Genomic DNA, 15,215 nt, shown 5'->3' with positions numbered 1-15,215 from the left:
TTTCCTACATCTGTTTACAGCCAATACCCATAAACACAGGGGGTTTTTGAAATCCCAAAATAGTACAGCATTGTAAGTAAGGAAGATATCGGCTTCCTCACTCAAACAACGACAACATACTTTCCTTGTCCAAAGCCCCCAAAAAGCTGTCGCCTTCTGAAATCACCTCTTTGGCCAATTTGCTTTTGGCCTGTTGCAGGAGCATGATTTTTTCTTCTACGGTATCTTTGCAGATCATCCGGTAGGCGATGACATGTTTTTCCTGTCCCATCCGGTAGCAGCGATCGATGGCCTGATTTTCCACAGCCGGGTTCCACCATGGATCCAAGACGTACACATAATCGGCAGCAGTAAGATTGAGGCCTGTGCCGCCCGCTTTCATACTGATAAGGAAAACCCGCTTTTGCTCATTTGTTTGAAATTGTTGAACTTCCTTTTCCCTGTTTTTAAGCGTGGTACTGCCGTCGAGATAGGTATAATCTATCAGGTTTTCTTCCAATTTTGATTGGACAAGACCAAGCATTTTAACAAATTGACTGAAGATCAATATTTTATGGTCACCGGTTTTTTCGAGGATATGCTCTATCAGCAGGTCGATTTTGACCGATTCATTTTTTGTCTCGGTATGGCTGACGAGGTTGGTGGCATCACAGGCCAATCTCAACTTGGTCAGTCCCTCGAGTACATACATTTTGGAATTTTCAGCGCCATCTTCGTCAAATTTCTTGAGAAGATAATCCCGGTATTCATTGCGGTAGGCATCGTAGATTTTACGCTGAAGGGGATTCATCACACAATAGAGGTATTCTTCTGTCTTGTCGGGAAGTTCTGTCAGTACTTCTTCCTTGGTCCTTCGGAGGACAAATGGCCTGATCTTGTTTTGCAATTCCAGCAAAATCTCCCTGTCGCCGTTCTTTAATGGTTTGAGGTAATTTTCCCTAAAGCTATTGAAGGAATGGAAAAAACCGGGATTGACGAAGTTCATTTGGGCAAATAATTCGGCCAGACTGTTTTCTATCGGAGTTCCGGTCATGGCCATTTTGATTTTGCCGTTGAGCTTTGTGATGGATTTATACCTTAAAGATTGTGTGTTTTTGATGGCTTGAGATTCATCGGCGATGATGGCTTCAAATTTGATTTTCTGCAGGAGTTCGAGGTCATTGATGACCAAGCCATAGCTTGTCAATAAGACCTGATGCTTGTTGAGTTCATCGACAGAATCGGACCTGTTGCCATGATGGATAAAGTAATCGAGATGAGGAGCAAACTTTTCCAATTCATTTTTCCAATTGAACAACAGTGTCGTTGGAGCGACCACCAGGATTTTTGCCGCTTTATTGCTCTCTGCTATTTTACAGATCAAGGCTATCATTTGGAGGGTCTTGCCCAATCCCATGTCATCAGCCAATATTCCTCCCCAATGGTATTCCTGAAGGAAATTGAGCCAATTGAGTCCGGTATGCTGGTAATTTCTGAGTTCGGCCTTGAGTTTTTTTGGAATGTCAGCTTTTTTGATTTGGGTAAAGGCCTTCAGCTTTTCCTTCTTATCTTCAATTTCCTGCAAAATTTCAGGAAAATTCATTGTTTCCTCAAAGCCATCCAATACCTGAAACAAGGTCTTGGGGACCTTAAAACCGTTTTTGTCAGACTCCCCTGATCGGAACAGTTTTCCGAATTTTTTCAACCAGATTTCCGGTAGGATGCCGAAGCTGCCGTCTTCGAGTTCGACATAGTCCTGATTGAGGTCCAGGGCTTTTTTGATGTCTTTCAGCTTGACCTTTTGGTCCCCAAAAGCAACAGAAGCATTGACCTCAAACCAGTCCTGAGAGGAACCAAATTCCATCGACACCGCAGGAGGAAAGGGATTGTACCTTTTGATTTTGATGTTTTCTAAGCCAAAGACCCTGATCTGTTCGGTTTTTAATTTTTCAAATGCCTTGAAAAACCACAACCCTTGCATAAAAGTATCATGTGTCAGGTGGAAAAATCCCTGGTTCCCTGAGTTTTTGAAGTTGGGGTGTAGCTCCCTGAGGAAATCCAAATACAGACTTTCAAATTCTCCATCTCTAAGGTATATGGTTTTGGTCGCACCATCTAGAATGCTGTTTGATTCCAATGGATTTGAAAATGCGGTATCGGAATATTTGACCTGAGGGCGGAAAATAACCAAACCACTCAATTCAGAGACATAAAGCTGACGTTGAAGAGGACCGACGACTTCCGCCTGTTTTAATGTTCCTGTTTCATCCTGAATTTCGATATAACCTGCCATTGGCTGAATTATTTTTTGGAAGAACGTTTCAAAATCTCTTTCAACGAATTTAAGAATGGGATAAGATAGGAGGAAATCCATCAGGTCGAGGACTTTCCTATTTTCAAATAATAACAAATGTGTGTCTTGAAATACCCCAAAAGCTTTTGTAATATCTAACTGAGGTTCTACTTCTGAAAGCTTCAATTCAAATTCACCAAAAGTGATATGCACCTCCAACTGAAAGATTATGCCCGTTTTGGTCAAAACGATTTTTGCCGAAGCCTCATGGATTTGCAATGCTTTGTCAAAATGTGATTTTCGGATATGATTGACATCATAGCCATCTCCCAAAAACACATAAATCGGATAGTCTTTTGCATAGTCCAAAAATTCCCTGAATAACTCGAATACATCCAAGCTGCTATTTTTCTTCCCTGATTTTGCAATTTTCGAAATCTGATACAAAGCCTTATCGAGGTTTTCTGTTTTGGCAAGTCTCATGTCATAGGGATCCTCAATCAACACAAATTTATTATTGAGGGCAGCAGGATCTTTTTTGCTACCCTTGGCCATAATGGGAAGAATCCTTGAGAATGGTTCGTCATAAAAATAGGCCAATGCAAACCCGGCATTGAAAGCGCCGATTTCATTCTCATGGCTAACCTCGGTGATGGATACACTGCTTGGTATGATTGGGGATAAATTCTTGTTTACTTCAGCGGCCATACTGTCAATATTCACCATGCCTTCTAACTCCCCACCAAACCGTAATATGACAACATTATTAAACAAGCTAAATTCTAATGCCTCGAGTGGTTTTTTAAGTTGATTTAAAACACCCTTTTCTTCCAGTTTTTTGAAGACAATTGCATCACGTTGTTTTTGGGTAATAATGAAAGCATCATTGGTCATTTCCTTAGAAAACCTGTCCTTTAGCCATTTGAGAGCCTGCTTGACAATATGGGGTTTTTTGTTACTTCCATAGATGGTGACTTGTCCGTCATTGAAAGTAACCTCAATGGTTCCATTCAAATAGTAACCCGTCAAAATATACCTTAGACCATTTTCCATGAAAACTACTTCAGACAAATGGGTATCTGGATTGTATATTTTGGGATCAACAGGGATAAGTTCGTGTAGATTTTTTAACCCATCCTCCGTACATTTTATCAATACAGGAAACGAAACCTCTACGGGTTTTGGACCGGAAACAGTAATGATTTGGTTTAAGTCTTTTTTAGAATTGTCCAAAATAAATTGGAATGACGCAGCCACATGCTTGCATTGCACTTCTTCTTTAAAATGAAGACAGTTGCAGGTAAAGGGATCTCCCTCTCCATCATCAAAAAGACTTGATTCTGGAGAGTCGCTCAGGTTTAGAGATACCTTGTAAAATGGTTCTAAATTACCCTTAACCTGAAAATTATAGGTATTGGATTCCTTATCAAAATTCAAATATTTTACATGACCTTCTTTGAAAAGCTTATATCCCCGCTGCTTGTTGGGAGCCTTCATGTAGGCTAGGTGAATTTTCGCATTGGATAATTCTTTTCTTGTCAGGGGCATAATGCGATTGTTTGGTCAAAAATATAAATGTCAGGAAGGAAGGAAAAACAATAGGGGAAAATATTTTGGAATAAGGGAAAAGGCGGGAGTTATTATACACAGTTAGATCGGATTGGTCGGATTATTCAAAGTCTTTCAATTGCGACCGCAGTGCGGACGTAATTGAGTTGGGTTAGAAAATCACGACAAAAGGGATTTTATTTATATTCCAAAGTAGCCGTCTTGGGCCTTTGCCAAAGAGATGAAAGCGTATATTACATGCAAAAGCATCCTGAAAATCAGCCCCTTCAGAGCGGTTTTACCGGATTCAATTTTTTTAAGAAGTACATAAGTATTAAATTTTGGTTTGGCATTATTTTGACTACCAAAACCAGACCCAAACATGAAACCATCCCACCTCCTCTTTTTCTCCTTCCTGCTATTCTTTTCATGTGGAAAGAAAGAATCGGAAAAGGCATCTCCAAAGCCTCCAAACATCCTTTTTCTGATTGCCGATGATTGGTCTTATCCACATGCCGGCGTATATGGGGATCCCGTGGTCCGGACACCTACTTTTGACAGACTTGCTACAGAAGGCGCCTTGTTTACCAATGCCTATACCGCTTCTCCTTCCTGTTCACCTTCCCGCGCCTCGATTTTGCTGGGAAGATATCCACACCAAAATGAATCCGGGGGAAATCTTTGGTCAGAATTTCCCGCCCAATATCCCACCTATGTCAGCATCCTCGAAAAAGCCGGTTACTTCACAGGTTCCACCCGCAAAGGTTGGGGACCGGGGGAATTTTTGGTCTCCGGCCTCGCCCACAATCCTGCCGGAAAGCAATTTGAAGACTTCAACACCTTTTTGGATCAAAGACCCAAAGACCAACCCTTTACCTTTTGGTTTGGCAGCAGCGATCCACACCGGGAATACGAAACCAACACCGGAATCCAAAGTGGCATGAAGCTGTCTGATGTCGTTGTCCCAGGGTTTTTTCTTGACAATGACTGTGTGCGGAATGATATCCTGGACTATTATTTTGAGATAGAGCGCTTTGATAGGGAATGTGGACAACTCATCTCGCAGCTCGAAGCGATCGGGGAACTCGACAATACCATCATCGTGATGACAAGTGACAACGGCATGCCTTTTCCCCGTGCCAAAGCCAACCTCTATGACCTTGGCACCCGAATGCCCTTGGTGATTCGGTGGCCTGCAAAAGCCAAACCGGGAACTGTCATTGACGATTTTGTAAATTTTGTGGACTTTGCTCCGAGCTTTATCGAAGCGGCAGGTCAGGAAGTCGATGACATGAGTGGACAGTCTCTTTGGGCACTATTGGAAGGCAAAAAACAAAACCGGGACCAGGTTTTCCTCGAGCGCGAGCGGCATGCAAATGTACGCAAGGGCGACCTCAGCTACCCCATGCGGGGAATCAGAAACCACCAATACCTCTATATTTGGAATCCTATGCCCGAGCGCAATCCCGCCGGCGACCCGACAGTCCACCAAGCTGTAGGTCAATATGGAGATGTAGACCATTCCATCACAAAGTTTCTCATCATGAACGCAGAAGGCAAATCCAAACCTGGCCAACCAGATTACTTTGCCCTTTCCTTTGGCATCAGGCCCGAGGAGGAATTGTATGACGTGGTCAAGGACCCCAATCAATTATATAACCTAGCTGCCGAACCAGAATCCCAAGCAGTCAAAGAACAGCTGAAAACCCAACTATTGGCTTGGATGGCAGAAACAGGAGACCTCAGGGCTACCGACCCGAGATCAACTTATTGGGACACGGTCCGCTACACACCAAATTACCAAATGGAAGATGCCCCCATCCAACAACGTATCGAAGCCTACCGCATCCTTCCTCCATTTGGAAAGGATAGTAAGGAGGGGATTGGGTGTTTGGAGGAGTTATGACGATAGGAATTCGGATTTATAGAAATCTTTTATTTCCAAAATACTCTTTGTATTTCGTTTAGTAATGTTTAAAACTTATTGTTTCTTACTAAATATGGTTTAGATTTAAGCTTCAAAATATTCAATTAAGAAGTCTCCAATGAAGTTAGCCCAATCAATCGAAGATATTCTTGAAAATTCACCAAGCGTTGAGATTTTGACTCTTCGGAATAGACAATTAATACTTATGTTTCTTGTGAGTATTTTTAAAGATTCTTTAGGAGTTATCTCATATGAAAATATTCATTCTAGACTTGCAGATTTTTTAGAATTTAAACAAGTTGATAAAGATGAAGAAAGTGATATTGAGATTAATGATACTTATGAAATTAAGGCAAAGAAATACCTTCAGAATTGGACAAACAGAGGTTTTTTGACAAACTACCAGGATGAAACAGGGGAAATATTTTACGAGCTTTCCTCCCATTCGAGCAAGACAATTGATTGGCTTTCAAGTCTTAAAAAGGAAGAATATGTTGGAACTGAATCCAAATTCAAAAATATTTTTAGCCTTTTAAAGGAACTAGTAGAGTTCACTAATGATGATGCTGAAAAAAGAATCCAATTACTTGAAGACAAAAAACTGGAAATAGAACAGCAAATTCAAAGGATAAAAATTGGAGAGGACGTTAAAGTTTTTGAAGAATTTGAAATTGTTCCAAGGTTTAATCAGCTTAATCAATCAGCCAAAGAACTCTTATCAGACTTCAAAGAAGTTGAAGATAACTTTAAAGGAATCACAAAAGGAATTTATCAAAAACACACTGAAGGAAGACTTACTAAAAGTGATATTCTTGAGTTTACTTTTGAGGCTTTAGACGAATTGAAAGAGAGCCAACAAGGCAAAAGCTTTTATGCCTTTTGGTCATTCCTTTTAAATCCAGGTCTACAATTGGAATGGGAGAACCTTACCAAAGAGCTTTATTCCACATTAAATGAAATAGGAATCCCGGTGAACGACCTTTTCCTAAAAGGTATGAAAAATCATTTGTGGACTTCTGGACAAAAGGTTTATAAAGCAAATGATAAGATGGCTGAAAAACTCAGCAGAATAATTAGAGAGAATGAAGCCTCGAAATCAGAAGTTACAAAAAACACCATTCAAGAAATCAAAAAATCACTTTTAGAATTAAGTAAATCAAAGAAAAGACCTGAGCTTTCTTTTGAGTTAGAATCAGACTTTGAAATAAGCATTCCTTTTGAAAGAAAACTCACTTTTGAACAAACAGAAGAGCAAACATATAACTCACGTCCAAAACTAGCAGATGAGGATATTGCTAAATCAAATCACCTTAATAAACTTTTTTCACAATCAAACATTGACAAAGACCTTCTAAGGAGAAGGATAAAAGAGGTATTGAAAAACAAATCTCAAACTACTATTCATGAAGTAATAGAAAGAAATGGGGGAATTGAAAAAGGCTTACCTGAACTATTCGGCTATATCGGAGTGGTGAAAGATTTTAAATATTCTATAAGCACAGAAAAGACACAAAGAATTTTGTTTGATGTTGAGAAAAATAAGTCAATTCAAATACCAGAAATAATTTTAACTAGATGAACAATTTAGAAAAGAATATAAAACCATATTCAAAGGCAATTGTAAAGTTATTGAAATCGCCTGTTGAACGAACCTCTTCTGTTTGGGAGGATTTGGTGAATTATCAATTAGAAATTCAGGAATATATTAGTCTAATAGGACTAGAGCTTATTGTAAAAAAAGATGAGGGATTTGCCTTTGTTAAACAATTTGAAGATAGTGAAGGAAATTCACTTGGCCTAGTAATGAGGAGACAAATTGGTTTTGAAACATCAATAATTCTAGTGGTTCTTCGTCAATCTTTAGAAGAGTTTGACAATAATCCTACACAGTTTCAAGTTTCTGAGAAATTTATAACTGACACTGAGATTAAGGAAGAACTGGAACTTTTTCTACAAGAGGGTTATAACAGGCTGAGATTTTTAAAAGACTTGGATAAGTATATAAAAAACGTTGTTGATTTAGGGTATTTGAAAGATGTTAGTAAGAAAGATAATGAGAAGAAATACCAAATTCATAGGATCATTAAGGAAAAAATAACGCTAGATATTTTACATGAATTTAAAATCAAATTACAAGAGTTCGTTGAGTCTATTTAGCACCAGTTCTGATAAAGCTGGTTTCAGACTTCAATATATGGAAGTTTATAACTGGGGGACATTTCACGAGAAGATTTTCAAGATTAATCCACAGGGAAACAATTCTTTGTTAACAGGAGCTAACGCTTCTGGAAAAAGCACATACATTGATGCTCTTTTAACTTTATTAGTACCAGTTAAAAAAGATAGATTTTACAACCAATCATCTGGAGTTGACAAAAAAGGTGATAGAACCGAAGAAACCTATGTTTGTGGGAACTATGGAAATATTCAAAGAGAAGGTGAACTTAGTACATCAACACAATCACTTAGGGATAAATCCACATATTCAGTTATCCTTGCTTCATTTTCCAACACTAACCAAAAGAATATTACACTTTTTCAAGTAAGGTGGTTTTCTAATGGTGAACTAAGAAGGTCCTTTGGAATTGCTCACCTTCAACTAGAAATAGAGAGGGATTTTAGTGATTTTGATAGTAAAGGAAACTGGAAAAAACGTTTAGAAAAAGTATACAATTCAAATACCAAAACAAAGAAAATTGAATTTTGGGATGGACCGAACTCCTACGCAGAAAAAATTGCTATCTTATTTGGTATGCGTTCTACAAAAGCACTTAGTTTATTTAATCAAGTAGTTGGTGTTAAAGTGTTGGACGACTTAGATGATTTTATCAGAACCAATATGCTTGAAGAGCAAAATGCCGAAGCAGAGTTCATTCAGCTAAAAGAAAGCTTTTTGACTTTGATGGATGCAAAAAATAATATTGAAAAAGCAAAAGAACAAATCGCTCAACTTTCTCCAATAGATGAAATAGCAAAAAAACTTTATAAAATACAGACTGAATTAATCAGATTGAATACAACTAATGAACTTAGTGTTTATTGGTTTGCAAAAAAGAATGAAGATCTTGCTAAAAAGGAACTTTTCAAGTGTAATGAAAGACTCGAAGAACTTAAAATCGAAATCAATCAATTAAGAGCGAAAGAAACAGTGTTAGGGGATGAAGTCGCAGATTTAAAAGTTCAAATAAAATCTGACGAAGTTGGCAATCAAATAGAGAAGCTAAAGGCTGAGATAAGTAGGCTGGAAAAAAGCCGGGATGCAAGAAAAACCAAACTTGACCAATACAATAAATTAGCGCAAAATCTTGAGTCCAATACGAACCCAAGTGAAGAAACATTTAAGGCAAATAGAGAAAAGGCTAGTAAGAAAAAATCTGAATTGGAATTAAATAGACAGGAAATTGATGAAAAATTGAGATTATCTAAAAATAAACGAGATGATTTAACCAATCAAATCAATGAAGACATTGAAACTATCAAATCTCTTCAAAAGAATAAAAACAATATTGCTGGACGAGAAGCGGAAATAAGAGATGACATTTTAGAACATATTGGTGCCACTATGGAAGAAATTCCGTTTATAGGAGAGCTTATAAAAGTCCGAGAGGATGAAAAAGATTGGGAGCTTTCGGCAGAAAAGATTCTTCACAATTTCGCTTTACGCCTTATCGTTCCTGAAAAATACTATAATAAGGTTAACGATTATGTAAATAGCACCAATTTAAAAGGTAGAATAACCTACCAAAGATTCAGGGGTTTTACCTCATTAGCAAATATGAGGAATAAAAACATTGCCCAAAACGCCATAATCAATAAATTAGAATTTAAACCAAAAAGCATTTATTCAGATTGGCTTGAAGATATCATTGTAAATCAATACAATTATGCTTGTGTAAATGATTTAAAGGAGTTTGGTTTATATGAAGAAAAAGCTATCACTAAAGAAGGACTTACAAAATTTGCAAAAGGGAAACACGAGAAAGACGATAGACCACATATATCAAAGAAAGAAAACTTTGTTTTAGGTTGGGAAAATAAAGACAAGATTAAATTACTCCAAACCGAAATAAAGAACCTTCAAGAAAAGGAAAGATTAGCATTACATGAGAACCGACAAATTGAGCAAAGTATTAAAACATTAGAAATTCAGAAAGAATTCTATTCCGACCTATTCAAGCTCTTCACAAAGTATGATGACATAGACTGGAAAACCTTTGCAGAACAAATTCAAGAGAAAGAAGGTCAAAAGGCTGAATTAGAAAAAACAAATAATTTAGTTCAATCTCTTCAAAAACAATTGGAAGAAGTTAAAGGAAATTTAATGCAACTTTCTGAAGTTGATTTATTTAATAAAGGACAAGAAATCTTTACCCAGAAAAAAAAGATTGAGGATTTAAATTTAGAGATAATAGAATCCAATAAAATTCTTCAAATAACAGGAATTGTAGACACTACAGAATTTGAAAACCAAAACCCTGACTTAGAAAAGATTGAATATTCAAATTTAAAAAACACACAAAAGGAATTTCAAAAAGAGCTTTCAATAAGACTGTCTGAATTAGATAAAGATAAGCGGCTAAATGAGGATGAAGTTAAACTAAAAATCAATGCCTATAAGCAACCATCCCAAGAAATCACATACAAATTTAAAGACTGGCGTTCAGATGTGAGCCGACTTCCAGAATCAACGCATTTAGAATTCATCAGTGAATACCAAACACTACTCAAACAGCTGGTAAATGACAACTTGCCAAAATTTGAAAAAAGATTCAATGAGTACTTGCAAGAAACTATCATCAACAAAGTTGCTGACTTTAGAATGTTCTTTGAAAATTGGTCTGATTCAATCAAGGACAACATCAGAATATTAAATGATGCTTTAAGGGAAATTGATTTTAGAGATAAGGATTTCAAAACCTACATTCAAATTGTAGCCCCAAACCGAATTAGTGATGAAGTAAAAGAATTCAGAACAATGCTAAACAATGCCATTCCAAATATTAGAGTTATTGAAGCTTCAATTGAGGGTAGGAAAAATCACTTTAATAATAACATAGAGCCACTAATTACCAAATTAGAAAAAGAAGATTGGAGAAAGAAAGTGATGGAAGTTAGATCATGGTTTAGTTATAAAGCTGAGGAATTTTATAAAGAAACAAACGCCAAGTTCAAGACCTACGAAAATATGGGGCAACTTTCTGGCGGGGAAAAGGCGCAGTTAACTTATACCATTTTAGGTTCGGCTATTGCTTACCAATTTGGTTTAACAAAAGAAGGCTTGCAGAGTAACTCCTTCAGATTTATTGCAATAGATGAAGCCTTTAAGGCACAAGATGAAGACAAAGCAAGATATTTGATAACTCTTTGCAAACAACTTCATCTTCAACTATTGGTAGTTACACCGAGCGACAATATTCACATTGTAGAAAATGACATTTCGTTTGTTCATTTCGTTGAACGAAAAGAAGAAAAGTATTCTTGGCTTTACGATATGCCAATTGAACAGTTCAAGGAAGAAAAAGCAAATTTCGTTCTTCAATGATAAATCCAAGCGAAATTAAAGATAAAGCAGGCAAAAAGTATATTTCGTTTCTTCAATCAATGATTGAGGAAAAACCTTTCACGCAGCTTGAAATTCGTGGTGATAAAAGTTATCCAAAATCATCATTATCTGAATTTGAAAAAGAGATTCTTCTCTTAATCAGTCAATCAAAAGAAAAAAAAGGTTTTGGCTACACATTAGATTTTCAAAAGGTAAAAACCAAATATTTAGGAACTCAAGACTTACCCATCGCAATCTATTTCGACACAGAGAAGGACTTGTTAAAATATTTGGGCAAAGAGAAGGAAGCGGAACTTTTCAAAGGAAATTGTGAAAGAATTATCTCCACCTTTCCTGAATTAAGGAATTGGGTTATAAAACATCCTTCAAGGATAATACAAAATCAAAATGAATGGGAAAGTATTTTAAAAGTTTGCATGTTTTTTAAGCAGATTCCAAAACCGAATCTTTATGTTAGAGAATTGCCAATAAGTGTTCACACAAAGTTTGTTGAGAGAAATCAGAGTATAATAAAAGAACTTCTTGATGTTCTCATTCCTGAATTTTTAGATCCTCAAGAAAAATCATTCGAAAAAAGATTTTATTTGAAATTTAGTGAACCTCAAGTCCGATTTAAAATACTCGACAAAGAAATTAGTAACAATTATTTTTCATGTCTTGACGACATTGCTATTCCAATAAGCCAATTTGAAAAACTGAATCTGCCCTTACAAAAAGTGATTGTTGTTGAAAACAAAACAACTCTTTATACTACTTTAACACTTCCAAGAATGGACAAGACTATTGCAATATTTGGAAGCGGATACAGTGTCTACAATCTTAAGAACGTTAACTGGTTTGCAAATCTCGAATTGCTTTACTGGGGAGATATTGACGCTCAAGGCTTTGAAATTTTATCTCAATTTAGAGGTTATTTTTCTCACACAAAAAGCGTGTTAATGGACAAACAAACCTTTGACAAATATTTTGAAAATGATTCCGGTACATTAACAAATCTAACTACACAACTTAATCTTACAGACTCCGAAGAAGAGCTTTATAAGATTTTGAAAACTAATAATTGGCGACTAGAACAAGAAAAAATCCCTTTTGATTATGTCGCAAATCATTTTTTGCATTGGTCTTAATTTTCATGACGTATGAATTTTCCCCACTCTGAAAAATTACCAATCCACATTTTAGCGGCCTGTTTTAACAAAACTGTTGCGACCTACAAATATTATTGGTTTCTATCAATACTTCAAGAACTTGAAAAAGGAAAGAGGTTAATAAATAAAAGATCTTTATTTGCTAGAATGCTTTCAAACTCCTGGTACACGGCCAATTATTTCAATTTGTCTTATGGAAAAAGCGATGTTTTGAAAAATCAAATTTCGGCTATCTCAGAAATCGAAAACATACCAATTCATTTCGAAAGGGAAAAAGTTTTTCGATTGATAAATGAAAGCAATAACAAGAAGACAATAAGAATTTTAACTCATTTCGATAATCAGGTGCCACATTGGTTTTTATCACCTTGGTTTGAAGGTTTAATCGGAACAGACAGTGAAAAGAAAAAGAAGATTTATGAATTAAATGCTGATAAAAAAAGAATGTGTCTTTATTTTCTCAAAAAGGAAGAAATAGAAATAAACCCTGAATGGGTTGACTACCTATTGGAAAATACCAAGTTTTTAAAATCGTTTTGTTATTGGAATCTTACCTTGTTTTTTCAAAAACACAATCCAAACATTCCTGATATAGCCAATAAAATCATAAAGGATGCGCAGCGACCCAAATTAGATAAGCAAAGAAAAGATTTTTGGAATTTGGTATTTAAGGAACTTCCAGAGAATAAAATAAAATGTATTTATACAAACGAGATGATCTCAATCGAAAATTATGCGGTTGAGCATTTCGTTCCCCATAGCTTTGTCGCTCATGATTTAATTTGGAATTTAATCCCTGCTAGCCCTAAATTTAATTCTTCAAAAAACAATCGATTACCTCGTTTTGAATCTTTTTTTGAAGATTTTTTTAATACCCAAATTTCTGGATTGAATATTATCTGTCAAAAGCATCCAAGGAATAAGTTGTTGGAAGACTATCTCACTATTTGTTCTGAAATGCCTACGTCGGAAAGTATTTTAAAACCAGAGTTCAAAATTAAGTTTCAAGAAACAATTAAACCTCTAATCACCATTGCTTCAAACAATGGCTTTCAATTTTTACCATGAGCCCTTCAAACTCCTTCAACCACCTCACCGCCAAAGAAAGAGATTCTATTTCCTTTCCTGCAAGGCATGTTTTGAACAAGGGATTATTACGGGGAGAGGTCTTGGACTTTGGATGTGGCTTTGGAAAGGATGTAGAGGTTTTGAAAGGGAAAGGGATTGATATTGTCGGATATGACAGGCATTATTTTCCAAGTTATCCACAAAAGCAATTCGATACCATTCTCTGTTTTTATGTTCTCAATGTCCTGATGCAGGAAGAGCAGACAAGGGTCTTGATGGAAATTTCACAGCTATTAAAACCAACCGGAAAAGCCTATTTCGCTGTTAGAAGGGATGTTACTTATGAGGGATTTAGAACTCATAAAATCCACCAAAAACCTACGTATCAATGCAACGTGATCCTTCCTTTTGTTTCTATTTTCAAAAATGAAAGCTGCGAAATTTATGAGTATGGTCCGTTCAACCAAAAGAATAAGGATCAATTAGAAGATTCTTGCCTATTTTGTATTCCTTCATCGGAGAGTATACTTATAGCCGAGTCAGCGACAGCGTTTTCCATTTATGACAAATTTCCTGTTTCAAAGGGGCATTCCTTGATCATTCCAAAAAGGCATGTGGATAACTATTTTGATTTGAGCTTTCGAGAACAATCTGCCTGTGTTTTTATGCTGAATTATGTAAAAGAAGTTGTCCAAAAAAAGTATGAACCTGATGGATTTAATGTAGGGATAAATATTGGCAAATCTGCTGGCCAAACTGTCAATCATGTACATATCCACCTTATTCCCCGATATGTTGGAGATGTGGATAACCCAGAAGGTGGTGTTCGTGGAGTGATTCCAGAAAAGAAAAAATATCTATAAATGACTTCTCTCATCTCCCCCTCATCTCCCCCTCAAATCCCTTGCAAAGCCCTACCAGAGTAGTACCATAGTAATACCAAAGTAGTACCAAAGTAAGGGATAGAGCCAGCTTACCCCCTTCATCCCTGTGAAAAGAATTGGCAGATTTGCAAAATGTAAATTACAATTTGTAAATCAACAACTAGAAATGATGAATCCAATAAGTCCTTTTCCGATGACAGGTTATTATGGTCCCAAGTATTTTTGTGAGGGAACTCATTTCATAATTTTTTCAACGTAGCTATTTTCAAAACCGCTCTTTAGGAATTTGATCTCAAAAATCGAATTGGTCTTTTACTTTTTTATCGGATAGGAAGAAGGCCAAGCAAGATTTCCAACCGATTTCCCGAAATAAAACAATTTCTTTAAACTTGAAATAAATCTATTCTAAAAGAAATAATGCTATAAAATTTCCGAAAATCATGAATTTCCTCCCACTTTCCGCTACCCTTCCCTTACCCTTCTCCTACCCACCCGTTACACCCTCCTTACCCATTCGTTACCTTTTGACCAATTTCCAAGAAACCATAGTATTATTCCGATAATTTCATTGTTTGTACTTTTCCAAAACCATCAGCTTAATCTTTTTACCCCTGCAGGCGTTCAATCCCTACCCTGTTTTGGCGGAAAGCCACCTTTATGATTGGGCATCCAATCTGCCAAAATCAGAAAGGGTTTATTTTTTTTTTTATTCTATAATCATGTCACCCCTTCGGGGTTTTACACAAACCAATATTGTAATAGTCGGAGTCGTCACCCTGAGTGCTGCGAAAGGTCTCTCCTAAAA

The 15,215-nt window shown here is 36.5% G+C and carries 8 protein-coding genes; 7 read left to right on the top strand and 1 reads right to left on the bottom strand.

Going from position 1 to position 15,215, the window contains the following annotated elements; translation table 11 throughout:
• Nucleotides 1-97 precede the first annotated feature (97 nt).
• Complete coding sequence (locus MMU07_RS06015) at nt 98-3,820, bottom strand: DEAD/DEAH box helicase (RefSeq protein WP_241124940.1); 3,723 nt, start codon at nt 3,818-3,820, stop codon at nt 98-100.
• 382 nt (nt 3,821-4,202) lie between these two features.
• Between MMU07_RS06015 and MMU07_RS06010 the strand changes: the two genes are divergently transcribed.
• The 7 genes from MMU07_RS06010 to MMU07_RS05980 all read left to right on the top strand — a co-directional run bounded on the left by MMU07_RS06010 (nt 4,203) and on the right by MMU07_RS05980 (nt 14,389).
• On the top strand, nt 4,203-5,726 hold the full coding sequence (locus MMU07_RS06010) for a sulfatase family protein (RefSeq protein WP_241124939.1): 1,524 nt from the start codon (nt 4,203-4,205) through the stop codon (nt 5,724-5,726).
• Nucleotides 5,727-5,865: 139 nt separating this feature from the next.
• A complete protein-coding gene (locus MMU07_RS06005) occupies nt 5,866-7,326 on the top strand; it encodes a DUF3375 domain-containing protein (RefSeq protein ID WP_241124938.1) in 1,461 nt (486 codons plus the stop codon).
• Nucleotides 7,323-7,904 (top strand): DUF4194 domain-containing protein, encoded by a 582-nt coding sequence (locus tag MMU07_RS06000; RefSeq protein ID WP_241124937.1) that lies wholly within the window; start codon nt 7,323-7,325, stop codon nt 7,902-7,904. The genes MMU07_RS06005 and MMU07_RS06000 overlap by 4 nt, the downstream gene beginning before the upstream one ends.
• Nucleotides 7,905-7,941: 37 nt before the next feature.
• Nucleotides 7,942-11,289, top strand: coding sequence for an ATP-binding protein (locus MMU07_RS05995; protein ID WP_241124936.1), 3,348 nt, complete (start codon nt 7,942-7,944; stop codon nt 11,287-11,289).
• Nucleotides 11,286-12,437 (top strand): Wadjet anti-phage system protein JetD domain-containing protein, encoded by a 1,152-nt coding sequence (locus MMU07_RS05990; protein WP_241124935.1) that lies wholly within the window; start codon nt 11,286-11,288, stop codon nt 12,435-12,437. Before MMU07_RS05995 ends, MMU07_RS05990 begins: the two co-directional genes overlap by 4 nt.
• 12 nt (nt 12,438-12,449) lie before the next feature.
• Entirely contained in the window at nt 12,450-13,526 is a 1,077-nt protein-coding gene (locus MMU07_RS05985; protein ID WP_241124934.1) for an HNH endonuclease domain-containing protein, read from the top strand.
• Entirely contained in the window at nt 13,523-14,389 is an 867-nt protein-coding gene (locus tag MMU07_RS05980) for a bifunctional class I SAM-dependent methyltransferase/HIT family protein (RefSeq protein WP_241124933.1), read from the top strand. The genes MMU07_RS05985 and MMU07_RS05980 overlap by 4 nt, the downstream gene beginning before the upstream one ends.
• The last annotated feature ends 826 nt before the right edge of the window (nt 14,390-15,215 follow it).

Source organism: Cognataquiflexum nitidum (genome assembly GCF_022538055.1).
In the GTDB taxonomy this organism is placed as follows: domain Bacteria; phylum Bacteroidota; class Bacteroidia; order Cytophagales; family Cyclobacteriaceae; genus Cognataquiflexum; species Cognataquiflexum nitidum.
Note: the sequence above shows the minus strand (reverse complement) of the source record. Positions and strands in the feature narration are given on the sequence as shown.